The organism is Leifsonia sp. McL0607, from assembly GCF_049993355.1.
GTDB lineage: Bacteria > Actinomycetota > Actinomycetes > Actinomycetales > Microbacteriaceae > Leifsonia.
Map to the genome: position 1 here is coordinate 3,150,261 of NZ_CP188253.1, position 25,182 is coordinate 3,175,442.

A 25,182-nucleotide genomic window follows, 5' to 3' on the forward strand; every position below is an offset into this window, starting at 1 on the left:
ATGCCTGTCACCCCTCGCTCCGTGGTGGTCGCAGTCAACCCGATGGCGTCGTTCGGCCGGCGCCGCGATGTCGGACCCCGGGTCGTCGAACGATTGCGTGCCGCCGGGCACACCGCGATCGCGGTGGACCAGGCCAACATCGAGCTGCTGCGACGGGAGACGGCACGAGCCGTGGAGGCCGGGGCGGACGCCCTGGTCGTCGTCGGGGGAGACGGGATGGCGAACCTCGGCATCAACATCGTCGCCCAGACCGACATACCGCTCGGGATCGTCCCGAGCGGCACGGGCAACGACCTCGCGGACGGCCTGGGCATCCCGACGGACGACAGCGAGGCCGCCCGCGCGTGATCGATGCCGGTCTCATCCGGCACGGGGAGCAGCACGGCGAACTCAGCACGTGGTTCGGCGGCGTGCTGTCGGCCGGGTTCGACGCGACGGTGAACGAGCGAGCCAACCTGATGACCCGTCCGCGCGGCCGCAGCAGATACGTGCTCGCCCTGCTCCGCGAGCTGACGACCCTGCGCGCCCGCCCGTACCGGATCGTGGCCGACGGCGAGCAGATCGCGACGGACGCGATGCTGGTCTCGGTCGCCAACAACCGATCCCTCGGCGGTGGGATGCGCATCGTGCCGCACGCCGAGCTCGATGACGGCCCCTTCGACCACTTCATCGTGACGGCGATGTCGCGCCCGTGCTTCCTGCGGCTCTTCCCGAAAGTGTTCCGTGGCGAGCACACCGGGCTCCCGGAGGTCTCCTTCCGCGGACTGAGCACGGTGCGCATCGAGGCGGGCGGCGTGATCGCGTACGCCGACGGCGAGCGGATCGGGCCTTTGCCAGTCGAGATCTCGGTCGTCCCCGGCGCCCTCCGCGTGCTCGCCTGAACGGCAGCACGACACTCCCGGGATCACCCGCTCGTTTTGGAGGTACGCGAGCATCTGTGGCATTATCGATGAGTTGCAAGACGGCCCCATCGTCTAGCGGCCTAGGACGTCGCCCTCTCACGGCGGTAACGCGGGTTCAAATCCCGCTGGGGTCACCAACAGCCCGGATGCCAGTCAATCACTGGTGTCCGGGCTTTTTTGTTTCGTTGTCGGAGGACTTTCAAATCGGCTGCGTGGCAACACTTTGGCAACACTTGATTTCATCGCTGCGCGATCTAGAGCGATCGCAACAGCGTCCAGGTCATCGTCGAAGAGGTCCGCATAGACATCGAGGGTGATGCTGGCAGACGCGTGCCCGAGCATCCGGTGCACCGCTTTGACGTTGGCGCCAGCGGAGACGGCGAGTGAAGCGGCGGTGTGTCGCAGCTCGTGTGGGGTCAATCCCTCAAGGCCGATCTCTGCGGCGGCGGGATCGAACCAGCCATTTCTGAACGTATGGTTGCGGAGCCAGATCTTGGTCCGGCTGCCATAGAACACCGGATCGTCGCCGCTGCGACCTCTCGTTTGCGCCCGCAACGCGTCAACGAGAAATCTCGGGATCGGGATGGAGCGGTGCTCATAGTTCTTTGGTGGCTCCACGCGCTGGTAGCCCTTGTCGGCGACAACCGTCTGCTGAACAATCAGCCTTCGTCGCGGGAGGTCGAGATCACGCACTCGGAGTCCGGAGAGCTCTCCCCAGCGCAGCCCGCAATAGGCAAGTGTGAGGACCAGGACGTCGTAGCCGTAGTATGAGCCCTTTGAACGATCTCCAACGGACTGTGCGAGCGCAGCGACTTGATCGTGCGTGAGGTACCGCTTGATGGTGCGTACGCGCTTCGGAAGTTTCAGTTTGACCGCTGGGTTGACCGGGCGACGCCCGTCGTCCACAGCGAGCTGCAGAGCCCCGCTGAGCACGTTGACGACCTTTCTGATGGTCTCGGGGGAGCCGGGCAGTTCGGCAGCCCACTCCTGCACGTTGAGCCGGCTCAGATGGCCGATCGGGATCCGTCCGAGTTCTGGCTCAATTTAATTGGCGATGATCCCCTCGACGCGGGTTCGCGTTGTCGCTCGAAGGTCAGGCCTGGTCGCTAGCCAACGCGTCATCCAGTTCGAAACGGTGGTTCGGCTCTTGGCGGGGTCGACATACCGGCCGGTGGCTTTGTCCACTTCGACCGTCGCCAGAAAGATTTGGGCGTCGAACTTGGTCCGGAATCCACGCTTCGAGGTCTGCGGGTGATCCGGCCGTCGGTAGAGCACGCGATACCGCCGACCTTTGGTTGTCTCGTATGCTTCGATGCTTCCCATAACAAACCCCTCTCAACTATGAATTGCTCCTCTGACACAAAATCGGCGCGCAAATGACAAAAGGTACATTGCGTACACAACGTCCTTAAGCGCTAGAATTGGCACATGGACACACTCACCAGCGAGGTCTCGGCGCGCGAGCTGCGCGGTCATTTGGCGGACGTGCTCGGACGCGCAATGTACGGCGGCGAGCGCGTTGGAGTAACGCGCAATGGCAAGCTCGCTGCCGTGGTGGTCAGCGTGGCTGATCTCGAAGCACTCGAGGCATTTGAGATGGCCCAGGATGTCGAGGCCTACCGCAAGGCCAAGGCTGAAGACGACGGCGGCCGCGTGAGCTTGGACGAACTGCGTAGCGACCTCGATTCGTGACATACAGGATCGACTTCACGACGGCAGCTGCACGACAGATCAAGAAGCTTCCGCGCCCGGCCCGCGAACGCATCCTCCAGCTCATCGAAGGATTGGCCGAAGACCCTCGTCCGCATGGCGCGCGAAAGCTCGTCGGAGAGGAGATAGCTTGGCGGGTCCGCGCAGGCGACTACCGGATCATCTACGACGTATTCGACGACGAACTCACGATCACCGTGGTCCGCGCCGGCCACCGGCGCGACGTCTACGAGAGTCGATAATCGGCCCACGGTAGGCGTGCTTCGGGGGTGCAACCAGGTTTACAAGGGATCCTTGATTTTCTGGGGACTTTTCCTCCCACTCGAAAGAGTGCCTGCGTGCATTAGCTTTCGATCTATCTCTTCTTCAATCGTCGGCCTCCTTGTCCTCGGCCCGCTTTTCGGTTGGTCTCCATCGTTCTTGTTTCGACTACTTCTCTTTGGTTGTCGTCTCTTGCTTACCCTTGGCTTCTCCGACCGCATCCAACCGCCTTCGCAGCGCAGGTTCAGGGACGGGCGGAGTTGTCCCGACTCGCTCAACTGCGACCAGGCCAGGGGTCACGTCCCGTTGTGTGGTGGAGTTTCTCGACCACCGTGTGGGTCAGTTGTTCTAGTTTAGGCGGCGGTGAGTTCGGGCAGGGGTTTCACCTCCTCGATCGTGTCGGTGGGTGTGTTCATGGTCTTCAGCTCGAGCATGGAGGCTTCGGAGAAGTAGCGGCGGTCGCTGGCTTCCCATTCATCGTGTTGTTCGATCAGAACCGACCCGGCCAGGCGCAGCAGGGCGGCGGGGGTGGGGAACACGCCGACGACGTCGGTGCGTCGTTTGATTTCCTTGTTCACCCGTTCTAACGGGTTCGTGGACCAGATCTGTCGCCAATGCCTCTGCGGGAACCCCGTGAACGCGAGAACGTTGTCCTTGGCATCCTCGAGCATGGCGGCGACCTTCGGGTGGGAGCGGGTGAGCATGCGGGTCACCTCATCGAACTGGGTGAACACGTGCTCGGCGTTGGGTTGGGCGAAGATCGTGCGAATGATCGAGGCCACCATGTCCTGCGAGCCCTTGGGCACGATCGAGAGCACGTTACGCATGAAGTGCACCCGGCAGCGCTGCCACGATGCGTCCTGGAAGACAGTGCCGATTGCCTTCTTCAGTCCCGTGTGCGCATCCGAGATGACCAGGTGCACCCCGGAAAGGCCGCGGGCCTTCAACGAACGCAGGAACGCCGCCCAGAAGCCTTCGTTCTCGCTGTCGCCGACATCGAAGCCGAGGACCTCTCGGCGCCCGTCCGCGGCAACACCGACGGCGACGACGACGGCTTGGGAGACGATGCGGTGGTTCACGCGGGCTTTGCAGTAGGTGGCGTCGAGGAACACATACGGGAACTGCAGGCTTGCAAGGTCTCGGTCACGGAAGGTGGCGACTTCCGCGTCCAAGCCGGCGCAGATCCGCGACACTTCCGACTTGGAGATGCCGCTGTCCGCGCCGAGCGCTTTGACGAGATCATCGACCTTACGGGTCGACACCCCATGCAGATACGCCTCCATCACGACCGCGAACAATGCCTGATCAACCCGACGGCGCCGCTCCAACAGCGCCGGGAAGAACGTTCCCTGACGCAGCTTCGGGATCTTCAAATCCAGATCCCCAGCGGTCGTGGTCAACGTCCGCGGCCTCGTGCCATTGCGCTGGGTGGTGCGTTCGGCAGAGCGCTCGAACGGGCCCGCACCGATGAACGCGGTCGCTTCCGCGTCGATCAGTTCCTGGTAGAGAGCCTCAGTCGCGGAACGGACCCGGTCGGTAACATCGGTCAGCTTCAGTTGAGCAAGCAGATCAAGCAGGGCAGACTGGTCTAGAGCCATCGTGGTTTGTGTCCTTCGTGAGTAACTTTGATCGGTTCTCACTGACCATCCCACGATGGCTCTCCACGTCGACAGCGCGACGCCCAGAACCGGGAAACTACACCACCACCCGGGACGCGACCCAGGCCAGGACGCCGGTTGTCCTCGGGAAGCTTCTGCGCGAATCGTGCCCGATGGTTCGGATCGCCGACATACATTCCGATCTCGGCCGAGGTGAACAGGTCGACCAGAGCCAGGCATGACTTCAGGCCCGCTTCCTCTGGCCGAAGTTGACCGTGGAGTACGTGGGACCGTATCCGTTGGCAAGGCGCAAGCCGTCCCGGTAGCCGATCCCTATCCGGGCACCGAGAACCCTGGCGATGCTGGCCGGCGTCCAGCGACGACGGCCTGCGTATTTCAGCTTGTTGACAAGTGTCAGAGGTTGCTGTTGTCATCAACATGACGACGGAAGGGGTGGGGACGTGTCGACTGCGATGGTGAGACGGCGTCATGAGGGGCCGCCGACCCCGGACGGATGTCGGTGGTGTGGCGCTGAGCGCGCGGGCCACGGATACATTTGGGTTCGATCGGTAGGCGGACACGGTTGGATCACCCCCACCGTTGCGCAGCGACTCGCTCGGATGCGGGTACGTAGAGTTATCGCGCTCGGAGCGTGAGCTGCTCGAAAATGTCGACAAGTGCCTCAGGCACGCCAGACTTCGCCTTGAGACGCAACACCAGCGAGAGCATCATGTCGGGCTTGCCCTTCGGTCCCGTTGTAGATTCCTTGCGCAACATGTCATGAACGCGGCTGCTGAACTTCTTGCCTTCGCCACGGTGCGCCGCAAAGTCGCCCGCCAGCCAAACGTTGGAGGGCGCCTCCTCGCCGTCGCGTTGCCAAATCTCGTTGGCGACTGACGCCCACTGCTCGTCAGGGAAGACGTCCTCGACTTCATTAGGATCGCCGAGATAAAAGCAGTGAACCGTCCCAGGTTCTCCGCCGCTTCTATGTGGGGAGCGGCTCTGGTCTGAGGGCCGCGTAGTAGGCAGCCTCGAACTCGTCGGGGCTGACCATTCCGAGGCTACCGTGGAGCCTGCGGTGGTTGTACCAGTCGACCCAGCCGGCGGTCGCGAACTCGACGTCCGCGATCGTCTTGTGCGGGCTGTCGTGGAAGATCGTGGTGCGCACGCACTCGGCTTTGTAAAGTCCGTTGATCGTCTCCATCAGCGCGTTATCGTAGGCGTCGCCGACCGTCCCGATCGAGGGCGCGATCTGCTCGAGCGCGAGGTGATCGGTCAGCACAATCGATGTGTACTGGGACCCCGCATCGCTGTGATGGATCAGCTGGCCGGGCGTGACCGGGCGTCCCTGGCGGTCGCGTTCCCACAACGCCATCCGCAGCGGGATCATCACGAGATCCACGTGCTTGCTGGTCTGCGCGTGCCAGGCCACGATGCGTTGCGAGAACACGTCGAGGATGAACGCGACGTACACCCAGCCCGCCCAGGTGCGCACGTAGGTGAAGTCGGTAACCCAGGTGTGATCCGGCCGCGGCGCGGTGAAGTCCCGGTTCAGCAGATCCCCGGCACGGACCCCATCCTTGGCCTGGATCGTGGTGCGGATCGCCTTCGCGCGGGTGATGCCCGACAGCCCGAGGACCCGCATCGCCCGGTCCACCGCACCGCGGGACGCATCGCTGATCGCGGTGCGTCGGATCAGCGCGGTCATCTTCTTCCGCCCATACAGCCCCTCCGGTGACATCCAGCGCCGCGTGGTCCCATCGGGCAGCACCTCGATGCGCCAGGCAGCATCACGGACCGCGCCTTCGACCATCGCGTCGGTGATCGTCCGGGCCGAGACGCGGCCCCGCCGCCAAGCCCGGTAGGTGCGCGCGGCGATCTGCACGCCCTGCTCCCGCAGGACGCGGATGATCGACTCGACCGCATGCCCCTCGGCCCTCATCTGGTCGATGAAGACCATCATCAGCGGTTGCGGGGGTCGAGTTCCCCCGCGAAGAAAGTTGCCGCTGCTTTCAGGATCGCGACGTCCTCACGCAGCCGCTTGTTCTCCGCCTTCAACCGGCGGATCTCAGCATGTTCCTCGCTGGTCTGACCGTCACGGCGGCCCGCGTCGATCTCGGCTTGAAGCACCCACCGGCGCAGGGACTCCGACCCAACACACTCCTGGCGGGCGACGGCGGCAATCGCCTTCGCCGTCGACGGGTACTCCGCCCGATGCTCAAGCACCAGCCTCACAGCCCGCTCGCGAACCTCGGGATCGATCTTCTTCGGCATGACGCCATCCTTTCAACTCGAAAGGAAACGGCACCAAACCTGGGACGGTTCACATTGCGAGGCCGCGCCATTGCTTGAGGCGGTTGAAGCAGCGTTCGACGACGTTGCGTCGGCGGTAGCGTTCACGCTGGACGGGCCCGAAGTCGATGGGCCGGCCGGGCTTCTTGCGGCGGTGGGCGATCTGGTCGTCTCGTTCGGGGATCGTTGAGGCGATCTGCCGTTGCCGCAGCCAGGCCCGGTTGGCCTTGGAGGGGTAGCCCTTGTCGGCCAGTACCCGCTCCGGCCGCAGCCGGGGCCGTCCGGCGGTGGGCACCCGGATCTCGCCGAGGGCGGCCGGGAGCATGATCGTGTCGGCTACCTGCCCGCCAGTGAGCACGAACGCCAGGACCCGGCCTTTGCCGTCGCAGACCAGGTGAGACTTGGTCGTCAGCCCCCCGCGGGAACGGCCGATCGCGTGATCAGCTGGCTCCGTGGCGAATTTCGTGTAGTTCGACAGTGCCCTTTTTTGGGCGTGGCAGCGTGGCGCCGTGCTGGTGCACCCGCACGATCGTGGAGTCGATCGAGGCCACCCAGTCCAACTCGCCCGAAGCGTGCGCCATCGCCTGGACACGCTCAAGGACCTTCGCCCACACGCCCGCCTTGGCCCACCGGTCGAAGACCTTGTAGACGGTATTCCACTTGCCGAACCGTTCCGGCAGATCCCGCCACGGCGCCCCGGTGCGATACCGCCACGCCGTGGCCTCCACGACCCGACGTGGGTCAACCGGAGGCCGCCCCGTGGCCGCAGCCTTCGGAAACAGCGGCCCGATCACCGCCCACACCTCATCCGAGATCACATCACGCGACACAACATCAAGCCTCGCCCAACGAACCCCCAAAAGTGTTTATCAACACGCCCTAGCACTTGTCAGGCTGACAGTAGGCCGGATTGAAACTTCACCAATGTCGCGCACCGTCCGCATTATGTGGTCACGGATTTCTTCCGCGTCCCGGACCAGCTTCTGCTCGATCTGCTTCTCAATACCGCGCACGTCGCCCTGCAAATCCTCGGACTCCAGGTGTGCGCGATAAGCCGTCTGCAGGGTCGACTGAATAGCCGTCTCTGCGTTTACTGCGCTGGCCGCATCGAACCGTTGTCCGGCAGGGAGTGCACGGTCTAGCGCGGTGTCAGCTGAGGTCCACATCTCAACTTTGCCGGCGGCCGCAGCAGCCTCGTCCAGCCGAGCGACGAGGTCACCCTTGTAACCATCCGTCGGCAAACCAAGTCCTGCCAGGCGGTCTTTCATCACATCGACCTTCGCTGTGGCGTAGTCCCGGAGGCTGTGATTGGCGGGCACCATCTTTAGTACCTCGAGCGACGTAGATCCGTTCCGATGAAGACGGCGCACACGAAGCGGCGACGACCCAAGGTCTGCCTCGTCGTCTCGCAGCTCGAAGCTTCCCTCAACCCATGTCTCGTCAACACGATGGGGTCTGCTGCACGGATAGGTGACAGTTTCTAGTCACGCCGCCAGTGCGACGGGCGTGTTCATGATGACCTCGAATTCGACCGGGGTCAAACGGCCGAGCGCGGCCTGTCGTCGGCGGCGGTGGTAGGTCCGTTCGATCCAGGTCACGATCGCGATGCGCAGCTGCTCGCGGGTGGTCCAGGCGCGGTGGTTGAGGACGTTCTTTTGCAAGAGGCTGAAGAAGCTTTCCATTGCGGCGTTGTCGCCGCAGGAGGCGACTCTGCCCATTGATCCGACCATGCGGTGTCGGGTCAGGGCGCGCAGAAACTTCCGGCTTCGAAATTGCGACCCGCGATCGCTGTGGACTACGTCGCCGGCAACGTCGTCGCGCATCGCGACGGCGTTGTTGAGTGCGTTGACGGCCAGGCTCGACTTCATTCTGGAGTCGATGGAGTAGCCGACGATCTTGTTGCCGAACACGTCCTTGATCGCGCAGAGGTAGAGCTTGCCCTCGCCGGTCTTGTGTTCCGTGATGTCGGTCAGCCAGAGCTGGTTCGGCCCGTTGGCGGTGAACTCGTGCCGGAGTCGCCCGTCCTCGTCCGTGACGGTGCAGAGATCATCGTGGACGGCTGGGCCGGGCTTCTTGCCATTCTTGCCCCGCTTCTTCCCGAAAGCACTCCACCAACCATTGGCCGACGCGATCCGCCACGCAGTCCGATCCGCCATCGCCTGCCCGACGTCACGCGCCTCGTCGGCCGGCAGCCGGTGCCCGAACTCGGGGTCATCCCGATGCGCGTCGAACAACGCGTTCGCCCGACACGCCTCGGTCACCTCGCTATCGGTGATGGGGTTCGCCAGCCATCGGTAGTACGGCTGACGAGAGAGCTTGAGCACCCGGCACGTCACCGTCACGGGGATCCCCGCTCCAGCGAGCTCATTCACGAGCGGGTAGAGCCTTTTCCCGGCAGGTTCGCCTGCGACAGATACGCCGCCGCCCGCCGCAGGACCTCGTTCTCCTGCTCCAGCAACCGGACCCGCTTGCGCAGCTCGCGATTCTCGGCAGACTCGCTGCCCGCCTGGCCGGGCTTGGTCCCCTCATCGACCGCGGCGCGGCGCAGCCACTTCTGCAACGTCATCGGGTGGACACCGAAGTCTTTCGCGATCTGCTCGATCGTCACTCCAGGTTCACGACCCCGCGCGACACGCACGACGTCGTCACGGAACTCGGTGGGATAGGGCTTGGGCACGATGCCATCCTTCCAGGCTGTCCACTCGGACAAGCCAGATCAGATGTCACCTATCCGTGCAGCAGACCCATGCAACAAGTCCCCGCTGAGGTCGTCCTCGAGGTCACCACGAACGTAAGTGCGATCCGAGTCGTCCAACTTGAGTGACCCGAGCAGGAACGAGATTGCGTCGATGATCGCGGTCTTGCCCGCGTCGTTGTGTCCGGCCAATACGGTCGGCGACCCGACCTGCAAATCAACCATCGACTCGACCGACCGAAAGCCGGCAATAGATACGCTCGTGAGCTTCATCGTTCCCCCAGACGTCTGCTGTGACGAGCATCAATTTAGCCGCGCCCTCGACGATCGGCATCATCGGCGCGATCCCCAACGGAGGCTCTTCTACCTGCCCGATAGCCGGTCGATCAACGGGACGCCCAAGCCGCCCGATCCGTTCTCGGCGGATCAAGCATTGTTGCGGGCGCACGATTCCCGTAAGACCCGACCGCGAATATGCCCGGTGATGGTGCCTCAAACGCTACCGTCCGAATCATCCTCATCAGTTACGTCCGCGTCTACACCAATGCCCAAGATCTCACCGGGCAACGCAACGCCCTTCTGGCGCCGCTGATCGTCTGGAAGACCCACTTGCTGCGGTGCGGTCCAGCCGCACGAGTTCTCCGAACTGCAGCAGCCAATCCGGACTGCTTCCTGCCGGGGACGAAGTCCTAGGCCGCGCTGAGCTTCTTGCTTGCGGGTGGCGACGCTAAAAAGCTTCGATGCTGAGGATGGATCCCGTCACCGCGGCTCGTTCGCTGGTGCATCCTCTGGAGGATTGGGGGAGTCGTTCGCGGAGTCGTTCCTTCGGTTGCCCGCACACAGCATCATCGCGCCTTGAGCGACCGCGTCAAGGGTGCAGCTTAGCTGCATTGCGGAGCGACGCGCAGCGCCCTTGACGCGGTCGCTCAATGCGCCACCATCGGCTGTCGGGCAGCCAAAGAAGCGGAAGGCGTTGGGCAATCGGCCGACATGCTTACGGGACGGCGCCGACCCAGGCGCCGACCCGAAATGGCAACAAAATGGCAACAACTCGACGAGTTTTGTTGTGATCTGCCTGATTGGGTGTGTTCTCAGTTCCGCTGGTTTACTGGGATTACGGTCTTGTTCGCTGAAGAATCGCGGGTGTGTTTCGCCCTCTCACGGCGGTAACGCGGGTTCAAATCCCGCGGGGGTCACCAACCACCGAAACCCCTCCGAACAGTCGTTTCGGAGGGGTTTCTGCATGTCGCCGAAGGCACGGCCCGGCGCATCACGGCACCCATTCCTCCGGAAACCGGTCGCGGATCCGCTCGCCGAAGTACCGCCCTGCCGACTCGGCCTCGCGCAGCTCGCGCCACACGTGCGGTGGGACCAGTCGGTAGCGGTAGACGCCTCCACTGGTGAACTCGATCTCCAGCACCGCAGTCTCCGGGTCGTATCCCGCCGACACAATCGCGGTGCTGTCGAATTTCACCCGTCGCATGGGCCGGAGAATACTCCTCGAGCCGGTAGCATGGAGGTCTGCGAAGGGGAGTATCCCGAAGGAGTCGAACGGCTCCGCGCTGTGGACGTCATCACGGTCCGTCCGGGCCCGGGCACAGCGGCATCGAAACGGTGTGGGAGAGACTTTCGGGTCCGTCCTGCACGCCCTTCGAAAGGTCCTCTCGATTGGAACTCGCGCTTCCCCTCTGGTTCGAGGTCGGCAGCTTCGTCGTCCTCCTGCTCGTTCTCGCCTTCGACCTCCTGATCGTCTTCAAGCGGCCGCACATCCCGAGCCCGAGGGAGTCGGCGCTCTGGGTGTCGTTCTACATCGCGCTGGCGCTGATCTTCGCTCTGCTGATGCTCCTCATCGGCGACGCGGAGCACGCAGGACAGTTCCTCGCCGGCTGGCTGACCGAGTACAGCCTGAGCATCGACAACCTGTTCGTGTTCGTCATCATCATGGGCCGGTTCGCGGTGCCCAGGAAGTATCAGCAGGAAGTGCTCATGGTGGGCATCATCCTCGCGCTGATCTTCCGCGGTGTGTTCATTCTGCTCGGCGCGAGCCTTATCGCGAGTTTCAGCTGGATCTTCTACATCTTCGGCGCGTTCCTGCTCTGGACAGCCTTCAACCAGGCGTTCGGCGATCACGACGACGAGGGGGAGGGCGACAGCTGGTTCATCCGCTTCGCACGAAAGCGGCTGAAGGTCTCCGACCAGTACGAGGGGAACAAGCTGCGCACAACGGTGAAGGGCCGGCGCATGTTCACGCCGCTGATCATCGTCTTCCTCGCCCTCGGCACGACCGACCTGCTGTTCGCGCTCGACTCGATTCCGGCGATCTTCGGGATCACCCAGAGCCCGTTCATCGTGTTCACCGCCAACGTGTTCGCGCTGATGGGTCTGCGTCAGCTGTACTTCCTCCTCGGCCACCTGCTCGAGAAGCTGGTGTACCTCAAGTACGGGATCGCTTTCATCCTCGCGTTCATCGGCGTCAAGCTCGTCTTCCACGCAATGCACGAGAACGAGCTGCCGTTCATCAACGGCGGCGAGCACATCGAGTGGGCGCCCGACATCAGCACCTGGACCTCCCTCGCTGTGATCGTGGGTGCCATGGCGGTCGCCACGGTCGCTAGTCTGGTGAAGCTGCGCATCAGCGGCAGCACCGTCGCCGACGCCATCCACGGGGATGACGAGGCTGCGGAGAATGAAACGACCGTCGAGGCCGCTCCGGCCGAGGCTGCGCCGAGGACGAACGGCACGGAGGACCCCCGAACATGACTTCTGCCGTCGACGTGAGCGCCCGCAGCGATATCGGGGCGGTGCGGCACGTCAACGAAGACAGCTATCTCTCCCAGGACCCGGTCTTCGTCGTGGCGGACGGAATGGGCGGCCACGCGCGCGGCGACGTCGCGAGCCGCACCGCGGTCGAGAGTCTCTCGCGCACCCTCTCCGCAGGCAGCACGCCGACGCCCGACGAGGTGATCACCGCCGTCGACGAGGCCAACGCCGCCGTGCGCGCGCTCTCCGACGCGGAGGAGACCGGCGCCGCTGTCGCCGGGACGACGCTCGCCGGCGTGGTCCGCGTTCGCGTCCCCGAACGGGCGGCGGAGGAGTGGATGGTGATCAACGTGGGCGACTCGCGCGTCTACGCGTGGGACGGGCGCAGCCTGGAGCGCCTGACCGTCGACCACTCGGCGGTCCAGGAGCTCGTCGACGCCGGTCTCATCACTCCGGAGCAGGCGGAGGTGCACCCCGAGCGCAACGTCATCACGCGCGCCCTCGGCGCCGAGGACTTCGTCGACACCGACAGAGTATTCGTCCCGGCCGGCGTTGTGCAGGCTTTCCTGGTCTGCTCCGACGGGTTGACCAGGGAGTTGAGCGACGAGACGATCGCCGAGATCCTCGCCGGCGACCCGAACGACCCCGCCGCCGTGCTGGTCGAGGCCGCCGTGGCGGCGGGTGGGCACGACAACGTCACGGTACTGTTCGTCCGTCCGCGGGTCTGAGTCGTCGAGCCTCGCGGCGAGCGCGTCTGCAGGTCCGGCCCCCGCTCGGGTGATACTCTGAATTCGTGTTCGCGGGTCTGCTCCTTAGCTGCCGCGGCGAGTCCTAGTTCTCGGTATCCGGGATGACGGCCACCCTCGCCGCGGAGTCCGTCGACGGCTGATCCGTAAACGAAAGCTCAAGGAGTACACCGAGATGACGACGCAATTCCCCGGGTCGGAGTCGCCGGCCCCGCAGTCCGAGCCCGCACGGGCAGTGGACACGCAGGCGCAGCGCACGCCGCTGACGCTGGCAGAGAAGGTCTGGCGCGACCACCTGGTCGTGAAGGGTGACGACGGCTCGCCCGATCTGATCTACATCGACCTCCACCTGGTCCACGAGGTCACCAGCCCGCAGGCGTTCGACGGCCTGCGGATGGCCGGCCGGCCGGTGCGCCGACCCGACCTCACCATCGCCACGGAGGACCACAACACGCCGACCATCGGCATCGACCGGCCGATCGCCGACCTCACCAGCCGAACCCAGATCGAGACGCTGCGCAAGAACGCGGAGGAGTTCGGCGTCCGGCTGCACTCGCTGGGCGACGTCGAGCAGGGCATCGTGCACGTGGTCGGCCCCCAGCTCGGCCTCACCATGCCGGGCATCACGGTCGTCTGCGGCGACTCGCACACCTCCACGCACGGCGCGTTCGGCGCCATGGCCTTCGGCATCGGCACGAGCGAGGTGGAGCACGTGCTCGCCACGCAGACACTGCCGCTCACGGCGTTCAAGACCATGGCCATCACCGTCGAGGGCGAGTTGCGCCCCGGCGTGACGGCCAAGGACATCATCCTGGCGGTCATCGCGAAGATCGGCACGGGCGGCGGGCAGGGCTATGTGCTCGAGTACCGCGGCAGCGCCATCCGCGCGCTCTCGATGGAGGGCCGGATGACGATCTGCAACATGTCGATCGAGGCCGGCGCCCGTGCGGGCATGGTCGCACCGGACGAGACCACGTACGCCTATCTGAAGGGCCGTCCGCACGCTCCGGAGGGAGCCGACTGGGACGACGCCGTCGCGTACTGGAACACGCTGGCGACCGACGACGACGCGGTGTTCGACGCGGAGGTCTACCTCGACGCCGGCGAGATCGAGCCGTTCGTCACCTGGGGCACGAACCCGGGCCAGGGCGTCTCGCTCAGCCAGGCCGTCCCCGACCCCGCGGCGATCGACGAGCCCAACTCCCGCGCCGCCGCCGAGCGCGCGCTCGAGTACATGGACCTGACGCCGGGGACGCCGATGAAGAGCATCCCCGTCGACGCCGTGTTCATGGGCTCGTGCACGAACAGCCGGATCGAGGACCTCCGCGCCTTCGCCTCCGTCATCAAGGGCCGCAAGAAGGCCGACGGCGTGCGCGTGATGGTCGTCCCCGGCAGCGCGCGCGTGCGCATCGAGGCCGAGGCCGAGGGCATCGACAAGATCGTCGAGGATTTCGGGGCCGAGTGGCGGTTCGCCGGCTGCTCGATGTGCCTCGGCATGAACCCCGACCAGCTCGCGCCGGGGGAGCGCTGCGCCTCCACCTCGAACCGCAACTTCGAGGGCAGGCAGGGCAAGGGCGGCCGTACGCACCTGGTGTCGCCGCTCGTCGCGGCCGCCACGGCGATCCGCGGCACGCTCTCGAGCCCGTGGGACCTCGAGCACGACGATGCGGACAGTCCGGACGGCGCGGGCCGCACGGGAGATAAGGTGGGCGCCTGATGGAGAAGTTCGAGACCGTCACCGGCGTGGCCGTGCCGTTCCGCCGGTCCAACGTCGACACCGACCAGATCATCCCCGCGGTGTTCCTCAAGCGCGTGACCAAGACCGGTTTCGACGACGCGCTCTTCCACGAGTGGCGCAAAGACCCGGAGTTCATCCTGAACCAGGAGGCGTACCAGGGCGCCAGCGTCCTCGTCGCCGGCCCTGACTTCGGTACGGGATCCTCCCGCGAGCACGCCGTTTGGGCCCTGCGCGACTACGGCTTCCGGGTCGTGCTGAGCCCGCGGTTCGCAGACATCTTCCGCGGAAACTCGGGCAAGCAGGGCCTCCTCACGGGCATCGTCTCCGAGGAGGACGCCGAGCGGCTCTGGGAGGCAATCGAGGCCAGCCCGGGAATAGCTGCGACAGTCGATCTGGTTGCCAAGACTGCGACCGTCGGCGAAGTGCAGGTGTCATTCGACATCGACGACTACACTCGCTGGCGTTTGCTCGAAGGGTTGGACGACATCGCCCTGACCCTGCGCGATGAGGCGCGCATCTCCGAATTCGAAGCCGCCCGCGCACGCTGGCGGCCCCAAACCCTCCCGGTGAAAATGTGAACTCTCTTCTTCAGGACGCTCAGGCGGCCGGCGCTCACGTCGGCCTTACGGCCGACCGCATCACCATCAACGGCGGAATCCCTCTGCGGGGCCGCATCGAGGTGCGCGGCGCCAAGAACTTCGTGACGAAGGCCATGGTCGCCGCCCTGCTGGGCGAAGGCCCGAGCGTGCTGCGGAACGTGCCGAACATCAGCGACGTCCGTGTCGTCCGCGGCCTCCTCGACGTCCACGGCGTCAAGGTGACCGACGGTTCCGAGGAGGGCGAGCTGCTGCTCGACCCGAGCGCTGTGGAGTCGGCCCACATGGCCGACATCGACGCGCACGCCGGCTCGAGCCGCATCCCGATCCTGTTCTGCGGCCCCTTGCTGCACCGGCTCGGAGAGGCGTTCATCCCGGATCTCGGCGGCTGCCGCATCGGTGACCGGCCGATCGACTACCACCTCGAGGTGCTCCGCAAGTTCGGCGCCGTCGTCGAGAAGCTGCCGAGCGGGATCCGCATGTCGGCTCCGGAGGGCCTGCACGGCGCGAAGCTCGAGCTCCCGTACCCGAGCGTCGGCGCCACCGAGCAGGTGCTGCTCACGGCCGTCCGCGCGGAGGGGATCACCGAGCTCAAGGGCGCGGCGATCGAGCCCGAGATCATGGACCTCATCAATGTGCTCCAGAAGATGGGCGCGGTCATCTCCGTCGACACCGACCGCGTGATCCGGATCGAGGGTGTCGACAAACTGGTCGGCTACAGCCATACCGCGCTCTTCGACCGCAATGAGGCCGCGAGCTGGGCCGCAGCCGCGCTCGCGACAGACGGCGACATCTACGTCGCCGGCGCGCGCCAGCCCGAGATGCTCACTTTCCTCAATGTCTTCCGCAAGGTCGGTGGCGCGTTCGAGATCCACGACGACGGCATCCGCTTCTTCCACCCGGGGGGCGAGCTCAAGCCGGTCGTCATCGAGACGGACGTGCACCCGGGCTTCATGACCGACTGGCAGCAGCCGCTGGTCGTCGCCCTGACCAAGGCGAGCGGCGTCTCCATCGTCCACGAGACCGTGTACGAGCAGCGCTTCGGCTTCGTCGACGCGCTCATCGACATGGGCGCGAAGATCCAGGTGCACAAGGAGTGCCTCGGCGGTCACGCCTGCCGCTTCGGTCAGCGCAACTTCAACCACTCCGCGGTGATCATGGGTCCGGTCGAGCTGAAGGGCGCCGACATCGAGATCCCCGACCTGCGCGGCGGGTTCAGCCACCTCATCGCGGCTCTGACCGCCGAGGGGCGCTCGACCGTCAGCAACGTCGGCATCATCAGCCGCGGGTACGAGAAGTTCATCACCAAGCTGCAGCTGCTCGGAGCGGACTTCGTCCTCGAGGGCTGAGGCCACGTGGCGCGGTCTGCTGAGGCTTGTGGCTTCATCGCGAGGTGGTGCTGAGCTCATGCCGGCCTGTGATGGCAGGGATATGAAGGAGGCCCGCGATAATGGGACGGTGCCCCCTCCAGAAGAACCCGTGAATCCAGAAGAACCGGTGAGCTCCGCCCCGCCCGCGTCGCGCCAGCAGCCTGGCTCGAAGCGGTCCGAGAAGAGCCGGCCGTCGATCTTCTGGGTACTGGCCGTGCTCGTCATCCCGCTCGCCAGCCTGCTCGCACGCTTCAAGATCACCGACGCCGAGAAGCTGCCGCGGCACGGCGCGTACATCATCTCGCCGAACCATTACAGCGAGATCGACCCGGTGATGATGGGCATGGTGGTCTGGAAGCTCGGCAGGTTGCCGCGGTTCCTGGCCAAAGAGAGCGTGTTCCGGGTCCCGGTCGTCGGTTGGTTTCTGCGCAAGTCGGGGCAGGTGCCTGTGGCGCGCGGCGGGTCCGGCCGAGGCTCCGCCCCACTCGACGACGCTCAGAAGATCATCGAAGACGGCAAGGTCGTCGTCATCTACCCGGAGGGTTCGCTCACCCGCGACCCCGACATGTGGCCGATGCGCGGCAAGACCGGCGCCGCCCGGATGGCTCTGGAGCACGACATCCCCGTCATCCCGATGGCGCACTGGGGCACGCAGCAGGTCATGGCGCGTTACGCGAAGAAGGTCAGCTTCTTCCCGCGCAAGACCATCCAGGTGAAAGTCGGCGACCCGGTCGACCTGTCGGCGTTCCGGGGCCGCAGCCTCGACCAGTCGACGCTCACCGAGGCGACCGACGTCATCATGAACGCGATCACCGCGCTGCTGGCGGATCTGCGCGGCGAGAAGGCCCCGGAGGCCCGCTGGGACCCGTCGGCGCACAACCAGAAGGAGACCGGCCGCTTCGATGGCTGACAGGAAGGCCCAGGCGGCCAGACGATCGACCACGCCTCCGCGCAGGATCGCCGTTCTCGGCGCCGGGAGCTGGGGGACGACGTTCGCCAAGATCCTCACCGACGGCGGCAACGAGGTCGTGCTCTGGGCGCGGCGACCGGAGCTCGCACGGGAGATCAACGAGGTGAAGCGCAACAGCGACTATCTCGAGGGCATCAACCTGCCCCGGACTCTGCGCGCGACCTCCCACCTCGCCGAGGCGATGCAAGGCGCGGAGCAGGTGTTCGTGTCGATTCCGAGCCAGACATTGCGGTCGAACCTCGACGCGATTGCACCGCATCTCGGGCAGTCGACCATCGTGGTCAGCCTGATGAAGGGCGTCGAGAAGGGCACCGGACTGCGCATGAGCGAGGTGATCGCGCAGGGCCTGCCGATCGAGGAGGAGCGCATCGCCGTCGCCTCCGGCCCCAACCTGGCGCTCGAGATCGCCCGAGAGCAGCCGACCGCGGCCGTGGTGTCGTCGATCAGTCTCGAGACGGCGCAGGCGGTGGCGATGGCCGCCACCAACCGGTACTTCCGCAGCTTCGTGAACACCGACGTGATCGGCACAGAGTTCGGCGGCGTCCTGAAGAACCTGATCGCGGTGGCGATCGGGATCGTCGACGGTGTCGGCTACGGCGAGAACACGAAGGCGTCCATCATCACGCGCGGACTGGTCGAGATGACCGACTTCGCGGTGGCCTACGGGGCGGAGGCACCGACGCTCTCGGGGCTGGCCGGCCTCGGCGACCTGATCGCGACGTGCGAGTCGCCGCTCAGCCGCAACAACACCGCCGGGCGCCTGCTCGGCCAGGGCTACAGCTTCAACGACGTGGTGAAGCAGATGAACCAGACGGCGGAGGGACTCGCGTCGGTGGCGCCGATCCTCCGGCTCGCCGAGGAGCGCGGGGTGGAGATGCCGATCGTCCGGCAGGTGAGTCAGGTGCTCGCGGGCACGCTCGACCCGAAGGACATCGCACCGCACCTCACCACCGACGAAGACGCACCGCAGGGAGAAAGGACAACGGATGACGGACAAGGTCGTAGTCGCACTTCTGTTTGGAGGTCGCTCAAGCGAGCATTCGATCAGCTGCGCGACGGCGGCGGGAGTACTGGCAGCGATCGATCGTGACCGGTACGACGTCATCCCCGTCGGCATCACCCACGAAGGCGCGTTCACTCTGCAGCCGGACGACGCTGCCCATTTTGCGCTGAACGCCGAGGCGCTCCCGGAGGTGGAGGACAACGGCTCGCGCATCGTGTGGCCCGACTCGGTCGCCTCCCGCGAGCTGACCGTCGTGGCCGCCGACGGGACCGGCTCGTCGCTCGGTGTCGTGGACGTCGTGTTCCCGATCCTGCACGGCCCGTGGGGCGAGGACGGCACCGTGCAGGGCATGCTCGAGCTCGTCGGCCTGCCGTACGTCGGCAGCGGCGTGCTCGCGAGCGCGCTCGGGATGGACAAGCACTTCACCAAGACCGTGCTCCAGCAGGCCGGCATTCCCGTCGCCCCGTGGGAGACCGTGACCGCGTACCAGTGGCGCACCGAGCCCGGCGCCGTGCGCGCCGCTGCGGAGGCCCTCGGCCTCCCCGCGTTCGTGAAGCCCGCCCGCGCCGGGTCGAGTGTCGGCGTGTCGAAGGTGTCGACGTGGGACGACCTCCCCGCCGCGATCGAGACGGCGCTGGCCGAGGACGACCGCGTGCTGATCGAATCGTCCGTGGTCGGTCGCGAGGTGGAGATCGCCGTTCTGGGAGGCCGCCTCGGCGAGCCGACCCGCGCCTCCGTCGCCGGCGAGGTCGTCATCACCGGCCGGGACTTCTACGACTTCGCGGCGAAGTACCTCGACGCCCCGGGCATCGACTTGGTCTGCCCTGCGGCGCTGACCGACGCCGAGCTCGCCGAGATGCGCGATCTGAGCGTGCGCGCGTTCGACGCGATCGGGGGCGAGGGCCTTGCTCGCGTGGACTTCTTCCTCACGCCAGAGGGCTTCGTCGTCAACGAGATCAACACCATGCCGGGCTTCACGCCGATCTCGATGTTCCCGCGCTGCTGGCAGGAGTCGGGGCTGTCGTACCCCGACCTGATCGACGAGCTCATCCAGGTCGCGCTGGCGCGGGCGGTGTGATCTCCCTGGTCATTCGCGCCGAATGAGGCCTCTCGCGCCCGATGCGCGACATTCGCCGCGAATGCGGGGTCGCTGGCGGCTCAGCGCGTCGGCGTGGGTGGCAGGATGGGCGTTGGCGTGGGAGTCGCCGTCGGCGGCGTGAGGGACGTGTCGAGCGTCGACAGGCACTTCTGCGTCTGCTTCACGCTCGCGATGGCGGAAGCGAACTCCGGCAGCACCGCCGCGTCTGACGCGCCCGACACGTGGTCGATGACGACCTCCGTCGCCGGGGTACGGCCGAACGTCTGGTAGACGACCTGCTTGGCGGCCGGGTCGGACATCAGCACCCAATCGATGCCGTTCACGTCGACGCACGGCTTGGTCGTCGGACCGAGTGGCGGGACGCCGCAGCGCAGCAGCACGGCGGCCGGGTCCCCCCACGCGCCCGTCGCCTGCGCGTCGGTCTGCCGGCGGTCCTTGTCGGTGACCGAGTCGGGCAGGCGTACCGAGATCTCGGCGCAGCCGGGATTGTTCGCGTCGGCGCCGGGATCGAGCGAGACCGTCGGCGTGCAGCCCGCCAGGGCGAGGGCGGAGGCGGCGATCGTGACGGCGAGAGCGACCTGGCGCGGGGAGCGGCGTGCGGACATCACGATTCAGGCTACCGTTGGGAGTCATGGTGGATTCTGGGAGCCCGGCCGACACGGTCGCGGCGGCGTCCGAGCGGGAGGCGCTGAAGCGCATCTTCCCGCGGCTTCCGGAGTCGGCGGCGACCCTCGTCGGTCCGGGTGACGACGCCGCCGTGCTCGCGGCGCCCGACGGCCGGTACGTCGTCACGACCGACATGATGGTGCACGGCCCGGACTTCCGGCTGGCGTGGTCGTCACCGGAGGACCTCGGCTGGAAGGCCGGGGCGACCAATCTGTCCGACGTCGCCGCGATGGGCGCCGTCCCGACCGCGTTGGTCGTCGCGATCGCCGCTCCGCAGTCGTTCCCTGTCTCCTCCCTGGAGGCGTTGGCCGACGGCCTCCGCGCCGCCTGCGCCGCCCTGGCGCCCGGATGCGGCGTCGTGGGAGGCGATCTGTCCGTCTCCGACACGCTGACCATCGCCGTGACGGCATTCGGCGACCTGGAGGGTCGCGCTCCTGTTCTGCGCAGCGGGGCTCGCCCGGGCGACGTGGTCGCCGTCTCGGGCCGCCTCGGGGCGGCCGCGGCCGGCCTCGGGCTGCTGTTCGCGGAGGCCGTCGACGCCGACGGCACGCCCGACCCTGACGCATTCGCCCGAGTTCTGACCGCGCATCCCGAACTCATCGACGCGCAGCTGCGGCCGCGGCCCCCCGTAGCGGACGGCCCGCTCGCGGCTGACGCCGGCGCGACGGCGATGCTCGACCTGAGCGACGGCCTCGCCCTCGACGCGCGGCGCGTCGCCGAGGCGAGCGGCGTCGCCATCGACATCGACCCGGGCGCCCTCGGCGACCACCCGGTCACGGCGCTGACCGGAGGAGAGGACCACGGCCTCCTCGCCTGCTTCCCGTCGGGCACCGTGCTCCCCGGCGGGTTCCGTCCGGTCGGCGTCGTGCGCGAGGGCGCCGGCCTCCTCGTCGGCGGGCACCTCTTCGATGAGCGCGGCGGCTGGGACCCGTACCTCGAGTGGGACGGCGCTGCCGGCTGACGCTGCCAGCGGGCGAGTTTCAGCCGGACACGACGGTCGCGAGCAGGCAGCGAGAGGAGTCCCGGCCCGACTCGGCGGAAGTCCTTCGTTACCGACGCGAGAGGTAGTGCACGGCGGTCTCGCCGTAGGCGCGCGTGCGGTCGAGGCCGAGGCCATCCGGTAGAGCCGGCTCGCTGTCGCGCGTGCTGCGCTCGACGCACACCACCGCGTCCTCGGCCAGCAACGGCACGAGCGCCGTCAGCACTGCGAGCAGCTCGGCGTCCGGGAGGTCGTAGGGCGGATCGACGAAGACGAGGTCGACGCTCGCCGACGCAGGCGCGGTCGACAGATATGGCAGCACCGCCGCCGCCCGCACGTCGACGGTCGGGCGCGCGTCTCTCGGTGCCGCGCGCACGACCGCGTCGGCATTGCGGCGGCAGACCGCGGCGGCAGCCGGCGACCTCTCGACGAGGACGACACGCGAGGCGCCGCGGCTCGCCGCCTCCAGCCCGAGAGCGCCCGAACCGGCGAAGAGATCGAGGACATGCGAGCTCCGCACGACCTCGCGTGCGTCCAGCCCCGAGAACACGGCCTCCCTGACGCGATCGCTCGTCGGGCGGGTGCCCCTCTTCGGAACCTGCAGCGTCAGCGAGCCGGCGAAACCGGAGACGATTCGGGTCATAGCCATCCGAGCCTAGGGCATGCCTCCTAGCGGTGCCGCGCCTCCGTCCGCAGAATAGGAGCATGGACGAACGCCTCCAGCAGGCGGAACTCGACGCCCTGTGGCGGTACGACGACCCGATCGCCTCCGCCGAACGCTTCGCGATAGCCGCTGCCGAACCCGACCGCTCCGAACTGGTGCGGGCCGAGCTGGAGACCCAGCGCGCCCGCGCCTTCGGGCTGCAGGGTCGCTTCGCCGAGGCGGAAGCCCTCCTCGACTCGCTTGAGCCGGCCATCGGACCGCTCGCCGTGCGCATCCTGCTCGAGCGCGGCCGGCTGCGCAATACAGCAGGACGTCCCGAGGAGGCGGTGCCGTTGTTCGAGGACGCACTGGTCGCGGCGCGCCGCGACGGTGACGCCTTCCTCGCCGTCGACGCCGCGCACATGCTGGCCATCGCCGATCCGCTGCGCTCGGAGCAGTGGACCGCCGAGGGGCTCGCCGACCTCCAGACGGCCTCCGATCCCCGCACGCAGCGCTGGGGTGTCACACTGCACAACAATCGCGGCTGGGCGTGCTTCGACGCCGGTGATGTCCTGAGCGCACTCGGCGAGTTCGAGGCGGCGCTGGAGGCCGCCGAGCACTACGGGACGCTCGACCAGCAGTTCGCCGCGCAGTGGTCGCTCGCCCGGTGCCTGCGCGAGGCCGGGCTGTGGCAGGAGGCGCTCGCCATCCAGCAGCGGCTCGCGGCCGAACGGCAGGGGGAAGAAGACGTGGAGAGCGAGCTCGCCGCGTTGGCCGAAGTCCAGGCCCGCGTGCGCGACACGGCGTTCGAGGCGGCGCGCACCCCGGCGACGGAGGCCGCCCCTACGATCGAACCATGACCTCCAGCACCGCCTCGGCAGCAGACGGCACCGTCTCGCTCGAGTCCCGGCTCACCGGCGTGCTCGGCGGCCGAACGGCTTCCGCGTTCGAGAAGGCGTTCGGGATGCGCACGGTCGCCGACCTGCTCGCGCACTATCCGCGCCGCTATGCGACGCGCGGCGAGCTGACCGCCCTGGCGAACCTGCCGCTCGACGAGAACGTCACGATCATCGCCGAGGTCCTGCGCGTACAGGAGCGGCCGATGCGCGCCCGCCGCGGCTCCATCCTGGAGGTCACGATCTCCGACGGCGAGGGGATCCTGACGCTCACGTTCTTCAACCAGGCGTGGCGGTCGCGGGAGCTCGTGCCCGGGGTGCGCGGGATCTTCGCCGGCAAGGTATCGGCCTACCGGGGAGCGCTCCAGCTCGCGCATCCCGACTACGAGCTGTTCGAGCAGGACGCCGCGAATGCCGTGGCCCCGGGAAGCGCGGCGGCGAAAGAGTGGGCGCAGACGCCCATCCCGATCTATCCGGCGACCGGTACGGTGGCCAGCTGGCAGGTGCAGAAGGCCGTCGGCCTCGCGCTCGACGCGCTGGGGCCGTGTCCGGATCCCGTACCCGCCTCCGTCGTGGCCGAGCGCGGGCTGCTGGGGTTCCGGGACGCACTCGAGGGCATCCACCGTCCCCAGAAGAACGCCCAGTGGCAGCGCGCCCGCGACGCACTGAGGTTCCAGGAGGCGCTCGTGCTGCAGGCGGCGCTGCTGCAGCAGCGCGCAGAAGCCCGCGCGGTCGCGGCGACGCCTCGGCAGGCCGTGCCCGGCGGACTCCTCGAGCGGTTCGACGCGGTGCTGCCCTTCACACTGACCGGCGACCAGGCCGACGTCGGCCGCGAGATCACCCACGACCTGGCGGCGTCGGAGCCGATGCACCGTCTCGTGCAGGGCGAGGTCGGCTCCGGCAAGACTCTGGTCGCGCTGCGGGCGATGCTCGCCGTGGCCGACACCGGCGGCCAGTCCGCCCTGCTGGCGCCGACGGAGGTGCTGGCCGCGCAGCACCTGCGTTCCATCGCCGAGATGCTCGGCCCCGATCTGTCGGCCGAGCTCATGCCGACGCTCGTCACCGGCCAGCTGTCGACGGCCGAGCGCAAGCGGGCGCTGCTGCGCACGGTGAGCGGGCAGTCCCGCATCGTCGTCGGCACGCACGCCCTGCTCGGCGACGCGGTGAGCTTCTACGACCTCGGCCTCGTCGTGGTCGACGAGCAGCACCGCTTCGGCGTCGAGCAGCGCGAGGCGCTACGGGCGAAGGGCGGCACGCCTCCGCACGTGCTGGTGCTCACAGCGACGCCCATCCCGCGCACCGTCGCGATGACGGTCTTCGGCGACCTGGACGTATCGACCATCGCCCAGCTTCCGGCGGGGCGTCAGGGGATCGAGAGCTTCGTCGTGCCGCTCGTCGACCGCCCCGGGTGGGAGCGTCGTATCTGGGAGCGCGCCTCCGAAGAGATCGCGGGAGGACGGCAGGTGTTCGTCGTCTGCCCCGCGATCAGCCCCAAGGAAGCGGAGGACGACGGCGAGGAGGCGCCCGATGAAGGAGGCGACGGCGAGGCGGGTCCGCCGCGCCCGACGGCGAACGTGGAGTCGGTCGCCGCGCAGGTGCGCGCCGACCCGCTGTTCGCCCGCACCCGCGTGGGCGTTCTGCACGGCCGGCTGGCCTCCGACGAGAAGGACGCCGTCATGCGCGCGTTCGCGGCGGGCGAGATCGACCTGCTCATCGCGACGACCGTGATCGAGGTCGGCGTGAACGTGCCGAACGCCTCGGCGATGATCGTGCTCGACGCCGACCGGTTCGGCGTCTCGCAACTGCACCAGTTGCGCGGACGCGTCGGGCGCGGCGGTGTCCCCGGCCTCTGCCTGCTGGTGACCCACGCCGAGGAGGGGTCGCTCGCGCGCCAGCGTGTCGACGCGGTCGCTGCGACGCTCGACGGCTTCGAGCTCGCCAACGTCGACCTCGAGCTTCGGCGGGAGGGCGACGTGCTCGGCAGCAGACAGTCGGGAGGCCGCTCCTCGCTGAAGCTCCTGCGGGTCGTCTCCGACGGCGAGCTGATCTCCGAGGCGCGGGTCGCCGCGGCCGAGACGCTCGACCAGGGCGGCCTCGCCGCGCATCCCGCTCTCGCTGCGGCGCTCGCCCGTCGGCTCGACGAGTCGGAGCGCGCATTCCTCGGCAAGTCGTGACCGCTGCCGGCTGACCGCATGCGAATTCCGCCCATGCGCAGGGCCACGCAACACGGTGCTCTTCGACGATAACGGATTCACAAC

General features: G+C 67.2%; 26 protein-coding genes and 1 tRNA gene. 16 read left to right on the plus strand and 11 right to left on the minus strand.

Annotated elements, in window-relative coordinates; genetic code table 11:
* The 3 genes from ACPPVW_RS15250 to ACPPVW_RS15260 all read left to right on the plus strand — a co-directional run bounded on the left by ACPPVW_RS15250 (position 1) and on the right by ACPPVW_RS15260 (position 1,039).
* Positions 1 to 348 (plus strand): diacylglycerol/lipid kinase family protein, encoded by a 348-nt coding sequence (locus ACPPVW_RS15250; protein ID WP_426623929.1) that lies wholly within the window; start codon positions 1 to 3, stop codon positions 346 to 348.
* Positions 345 to 881: a hypothetical protein gene (locus ACPPVW_RS15255; protein WP_426623930.1), complete on the plus strand. Its 537-nt coding sequence runs from the start codon at positions 345 to 347 to the stop codon at positions 879 to 881. The genes ACPPVW_RS15250 and ACPPVW_RS15255 overlap by 4 nt, the downstream gene beginning before the upstream one ends.
* 82 nt (positions 882 to 963) lie before the next feature.
* Positions 964 to 1,039, plus strand: a tRNA-Glu gene (locus tag ACPPVW_RS15260).
* A gap of 16 nt (positions 1,040 to 1,055) precedes the next feature.
* Here the strand turns inward: ACPPVW_RS15260 and ACPPVW_RS15265 are convergent.
* Positions 1,056 to 1,895, minus strand: coding sequence for a tyrosine-type recombinase/integrase (locus ACPPVW_RS15265; protein WP_426623931.1), 840 nt, complete (start codon positions 1,893 to 1,895; stop codon positions 1,056 to 1,058).
* Between the two features lie 435 nt (positions 1,896 to 2,330).
* Between ACPPVW_RS15265 and ACPPVW_RS15270 the strand changes: the two genes are divergently transcribed.
* Both ACPPVW_RS15270 and ACPPVW_RS15275 read left to right on the plus strand, forming a co-directional pair.
* Positions 2,331 to 2,594, plus strand: coding sequence for a type II toxin-antitoxin system Phd/YefM family antitoxin (locus ACPPVW_RS15270; protein WP_426623932.1), 264 nt, complete (start codon positions 2,331 to 2,333; stop codon positions 2,592 to 2,594).
* Positions 2,591 to 2,854, plus strand: a complete 264-nt coding sequence (locus ACPPVW_RS15275; RefSeq protein WP_426623933.1) for a type II toxin-antitoxin system RelE family toxin — start codon at positions 2,591 to 2,593, stop codon at positions 2,852 to 2,854. Before ACPPVW_RS15270 ends, ACPPVW_RS15275 begins: the two co-directional genes overlap by 4 nt.
* A gap of 372 nt (positions 2,855 to 3,226) precedes the next feature.
* On the opposite strand, the gene ACPPVW_RS15280 is transcribed toward ACPPVW_RS15275, so the two are convergent.
* The 8 genes from ACPPVW_RS15280 to ACPPVW_RS15315 all read right to left on the minus strand — a co-directional run bounded on the left by ACPPVW_RS15280 (position 3,227) and on the right by ACPPVW_RS15315 (position 10,941).
* The gene (locus tag ACPPVW_RS15280) at positions 3,227 to 4,471 is read right to left on the minus strand and encodes an IS256 family transposase (RefSeq protein WP_426623934.1); all 1,245 of its coding nucleotides are present in this window, start codon (positions 4,469 to 4,471) and stop codon (positions 3,227 to 3,229) included.
* A gap of 985 nt (positions 4,472 to 5,456) precedes the next feature.
* Positions 5,457 to 6,745, minus strand: a protein-coding gene (locus tag ACPPVW_RS15285; protein WP_426623935.1) for an IS3 family transposase whose coding sequence is annotated in 2 segments (ribosomal slippage) — positions 5,457 to 6,472 and positions 6,472 to 6,745 — 1,290 coding nt in all. Because the reading frame shifts where the segments join, the coding sequence is not laid out codon by codon here.
* Positions 6,746 to 6,794: 49 nt separating this feature from the next.
* Positions 6,795 to 7,241 carry an IS5 family transposase gene (locus ACPPVW_RS15290; protein ID WP_426626321.1) on the minus strand — a complete coding sequence of 149 codons (447 nt, stop codon included), beginning with the start codon at positions 7,239 to 7,241 and terminating at the stop codon, positions 6,795 to 6,797.
* The gene (locus ACPPVW_RS15295; RefSeq protein ID WP_426623936.1) at positions 7,204 to 7,593 is read right to left on the minus strand and encodes an IS5 family transposase; all 390 of its coding nucleotides are present in this window, start codon (positions 7,591 to 7,593) and stop codon (positions 7,204 to 7,206) included. Before ACPPVW_RS15295 ends, ACPPVW_RS15290 begins: the two co-directional genes overlap by 38 nt.
* Positions 7,594 to 7,632: 39 nt before the next feature.
* Complete coding sequence (locus ACPPVW_RS15300; RefSeq protein WP_426623937.1) at positions 7,633 to 8,085, minus strand: SAP domain-containing protein; 453 nt, start codon at positions 8,083 to 8,085, stop codon at positions 7,633 to 7,635.
* Positions 8,086 to 8,247: 162 nt separating this feature from the next.
* Positions 8,248 to 9,440 (minus strand): IS3 family transposase gene (locus tag ACPPVW_RS15305; RefSeq protein WP_426623938.1). Its coding sequence is split into 2 segments (ribosomal slippage): positions 8,248 to 9,153 and positions 9,156 to 9,440, totalling 1,191 coding nucleotides; the frame shifts between segments, so codons are not numbered across the junction.
* Between the two features lie 39 nt (positions 9,441 to 9,479).
* A complete protein-coding gene (locus ACPPVW_RS15310) occupies positions 9,480 to 9,731 on the minus strand; it encodes an AAA family ATPase (protein WP_426623939.1) in 252 nt (83 codons plus the stop codon).
* A 997-nt stretch (positions 9,732 to 10,728) separates the two neighbouring features.
* Positions 10,729 to 10,941, minus strand: a complete 213-nt coding sequence (locus tag ACPPVW_RS15315) for a KTSC domain-containing protein (RefSeq protein ID WP_426623940.1) — start codon at positions 10,939 to 10,941, stop codon at positions 10,729 to 10,731.
* A gap of 185 nt (positions 10,942 to 11,126) precedes the next feature.
* Between ACPPVW_RS15315 and ACPPVW_RS15320 the strand changes: the two genes are divergently transcribed.
* From ACPPVW_RS15320 to ACPPVW_RS15355, 8 genes are all read left to right on the plus strand, one after another.
* The gene (locus ACPPVW_RS15320) at positions 11,127 to 12,218 is read left to right on the plus strand and encodes a TerC family protein (protein ID WP_426623941.1); all 1,092 of its coding nucleotides are present in this window, start codon (positions 11,127 to 11,129) and stop codon (positions 12,216 to 12,218) included.
* Positions 12,215 to 12,946, plus strand: a complete 732-nt coding sequence (locus tag ACPPVW_RS15325; RefSeq protein WP_426623942.1) for a PP2C family protein-serine/threonine phosphatase — start codon at positions 12,215 to 12,217, stop codon at positions 12,944 to 12,946. Before ACPPVW_RS15320 ends, ACPPVW_RS15325 begins: the two co-directional genes overlap by 4 nt.
* Before the next feature lie 193 nt (positions 12,947 to 13,139).
* A complete protein-coding gene (gene leuC / locus ACPPVW_RS15330; protein ID WP_426623943.1) occupies positions 13,140 to 14,681 on the plus strand; it encodes a 3-isopropylmalate dehydratase large subunit in 1,542 nt (513 codons plus the stop codon).
* Positions 14,681 to 15,280, plus strand: a complete 600-nt coding sequence (gene leuD, locus ACPPVW_RS15335) for a 3-isopropylmalate dehydratase small subunit (RefSeq protein ID WP_426623944.1) — start codon at positions 14,681 to 14,683, stop codon at positions 15,278 to 15,280. Before leuC ends, leuD begins: the two co-directional genes overlap by 1 nt.
* A complete protein-coding gene (gene murA / locus ACPPVW_RS15340) occupies positions 15,277 to 16,647 on the plus strand; it encodes a UDP-N-acetylglucosamine 1-carboxyvinyltransferase (protein WP_426623945.1) in 1,371 nt (456 codons plus the stop codon). Before leuD ends, murA begins: the two co-directional genes overlap by 4 nt.
* Positions 16,648 to 16,756: 109 nt before the next feature.
* Entirely contained in the window at positions 16,757 to 17,578 is an 822-nt protein-coding gene (locus tag ACPPVW_RS15345; RefSeq protein WP_426623946.1) for a lysophospholipid acyltransferase family protein, read from the plus strand.
* On the plus strand, positions 17,571 to 18,728 hold the full coding sequence (locus tag ACPPVW_RS15350) for an NAD(P)H-dependent glycerol-3-phosphate dehydrogenase (RefSeq protein WP_426623947.1): 1,158 nt from the start codon (positions 17,571 to 17,573) through the stop codon (positions 18,726 to 18,728). Before ACPPVW_RS15345 ends, ACPPVW_RS15350 begins: the two co-directional genes overlap by 8 nt.
* The gene (locus ACPPVW_RS15355; RefSeq protein WP_426623948.1) at positions 18,625 to 19,719 is read left to right on the plus strand and encodes a D-alanine--D-alanine ligase family protein; all 1,095 of its coding nucleotides are present in this window, start codon (positions 18,625 to 18,627) and stop codon (positions 19,717 to 19,719) included. The genes ACPPVW_RS15350 and ACPPVW_RS15355 overlap by 104 nt, the downstream gene beginning before the upstream one ends.
* A gap of 80 nt (positions 19,720 to 19,799) precedes the next feature.
* Here ACPPVW_RS15355 and ACPPVW_RS15360 read toward each other — a convergent pair whose 3' ends face one another.
* Complete coding sequence (locus ACPPVW_RS15360) at positions 19,800 to 20,345, minus strand: DUF3515 family protein (protein WP_426623949.1); 546 nt, start codon at positions 20,343 to 20,345, stop codon at positions 19,800 to 19,802.
* Between the two features lie 26 nt (positions 20,346 to 20,371).
* Between ACPPVW_RS15360 and thiL the strand changes: the two genes are divergently transcribed.
* Entirely contained in the window at positions 20,372 to 21,367 is a 996-nt protein-coding gene (thiL, locus tag ACPPVW_RS15365) for a thiamine-phosphate kinase (RefSeq protein ID WP_426623950.1), read from the plus strand.
* 88 nt (positions 21,368 to 21,455) lie between these two features.
* On the opposite strand, the gene ACPPVW_RS15370 is transcribed toward thiL, so the two are convergent.
* Positions 21,456 to 22,028, minus strand: coding sequence for an RsmD family RNA methyltransferase (locus tag ACPPVW_RS15370; RefSeq protein ID WP_426623951.1), 573 nt, complete (start codon positions 22,026 to 22,028; stop codon positions 21,456 to 21,458).
* Positions 22,029 to 22,090: 62 nt separating this feature from the next.
* Between ACPPVW_RS15370 and ACPPVW_RS15375 the strand changes: the two genes are divergently transcribed.
* Both ACPPVW_RS15375 and ACPPVW_RS15380 read left to right on the plus strand, forming a co-directional pair.
* Positions 22,091 to 22,888 carry a hypothetical protein gene (locus tag ACPPVW_RS15375; protein WP_426623952.1) on the plus strand — a complete coding sequence of 266 codons (798 nt, stop codon included), beginning with the start codon at positions 22,091 to 22,093 and terminating at the stop codon, positions 22,886 to 22,888.
* A complete protein-coding gene (locus tag ACPPVW_RS15380; RefSeq protein ID WP_426623953.1) occupies positions 22,885 to 25,098 on the plus strand; it encodes an ATP-dependent DNA helicase RecG in 2,214 nt (737 codons plus the stop codon). Before ACPPVW_RS15375 ends, ACPPVW_RS15380 begins: the two co-directional genes overlap by 4 nt.
* The last annotated feature ends 84 nt before the right edge of the window (positions 25,099 to 25,182 follow it).

Excerpts from the sequence above, each read along its gene's own strand:
- ACPPVW_RS15250 (WP_426623929.1), top strand. The coding sequence starts at position 1 with ATGCCTGTCACCCCTCGCTCCGTGGTGGTCGCAGTCAACCCGATGGCG.
- ACPPVW_RS15270 (WP_426623932.1), top strand. The coding sequence starts at position 2,331 with ATGGACACACTCACCAGCGAGGTCTCGGCGCGCGAGCTGCGCGGTCAT.
- ACPPVW_RS15280 (WP_426623934.1), bottom strand. The coding sequence starts at position 4,471 with ATGGCTCTAGACCAGTCTGCCCTGCTTGATCTGCTTGCTCAACTGAAG.
- ACPPVW_RS15300 (WP_426623937.1), bottom strand. The coding sequence starts at position 8,085 with ATGGTGCCCGCCAATCACAGCCTCCGGGACTACGCCACAGCGAAGGTC.
- ACPPVW_RS15310 (WP_426623939.1), bottom strand. The coding sequence starts at position 9,731 with ATGAAGCTCACGAGCGTATCTATTGCCGGCTTTCGGTCGGTCGAGTCG.
- ACPPVW_RS15315 (WP_426623940.1), bottom strand. The coding sequence starts at position 10,941 with ATGCGACGGGTGAAATTCGACAGCACCGCGATTGTGTCGGCGGGATAC.
- ACPPVW_RS15325 (WP_426623942.1), top strand. The coding sequence starts at position 12,215 with ATGACTTCTGCCGTCGACGTGAGCGCCCGCAGCGATATCGGGGCGGTG.
- leuC (WP_426623943.1), top strand. The coding sequence starts at position 13,140 with ATGACGACGCAATTCCCCGGGTCGGAGTCGCCGGCCCCGCAGTCCGAG.
- leuD (WP_426623944.1), top strand. The coding sequence starts at position 14,681 with ATGGAGAAGTTCGAGACCGTCACCGGCGTGGCCGTGCCGTTCCGCCGG.
- ACPPVW_RS15350 (WP_426623947.1), top strand. The coding sequence starts at position 17,571 with ATGGCTGACAGGAAGGCCCAGGCGGCCAGACGATCGACCACGCCTCCG.
- ACPPVW_RS15355 (WP_426623948.1), top strand. The coding sequence starts at position 18,625 with ATGACGGACAAGGTCGTAGTCGCACTTCTGTTTGGAGGTCGCTCAAGC.
- ACPPVW_RS15360 (WP_426623949.1), bottom strand. The coding sequence starts at position 20,345 with ATGTCCGCACGCCGCTCCCCGCGCCAGGTCGCTCTCGCCGTCACGATC.
- thiL (WP_426623950.1), top strand. The coding sequence starts at position 20,372 with ATGGTGGATTCTGGGAGCCCGGCCGACACGGTCGCGGCGGCGTCCGAG.
- ACPPVW_RS15370 (WP_426623951.1), bottom strand. The coding sequence starts at position 22,028 with ATGACCCGAATCGTCTCCGGTTTCGCCGGCTCGCTGACGCTGCAGGTT.
- ACPPVW_RS15375 (WP_426623952.1), top strand. The coding sequence starts at position 22,091 with ATGGACGAACGCCTCCAGCAGGCGGAACTCGACGCCCTGTGGCGGTAC.
- ACPPVW_RS15380 (WP_426623953.1), top strand. The coding sequence starts at position 22,885 with ATGACCTCCAGCACCGCCTCGGCAGCAGACGGCACCGTCTCGCTCGAG.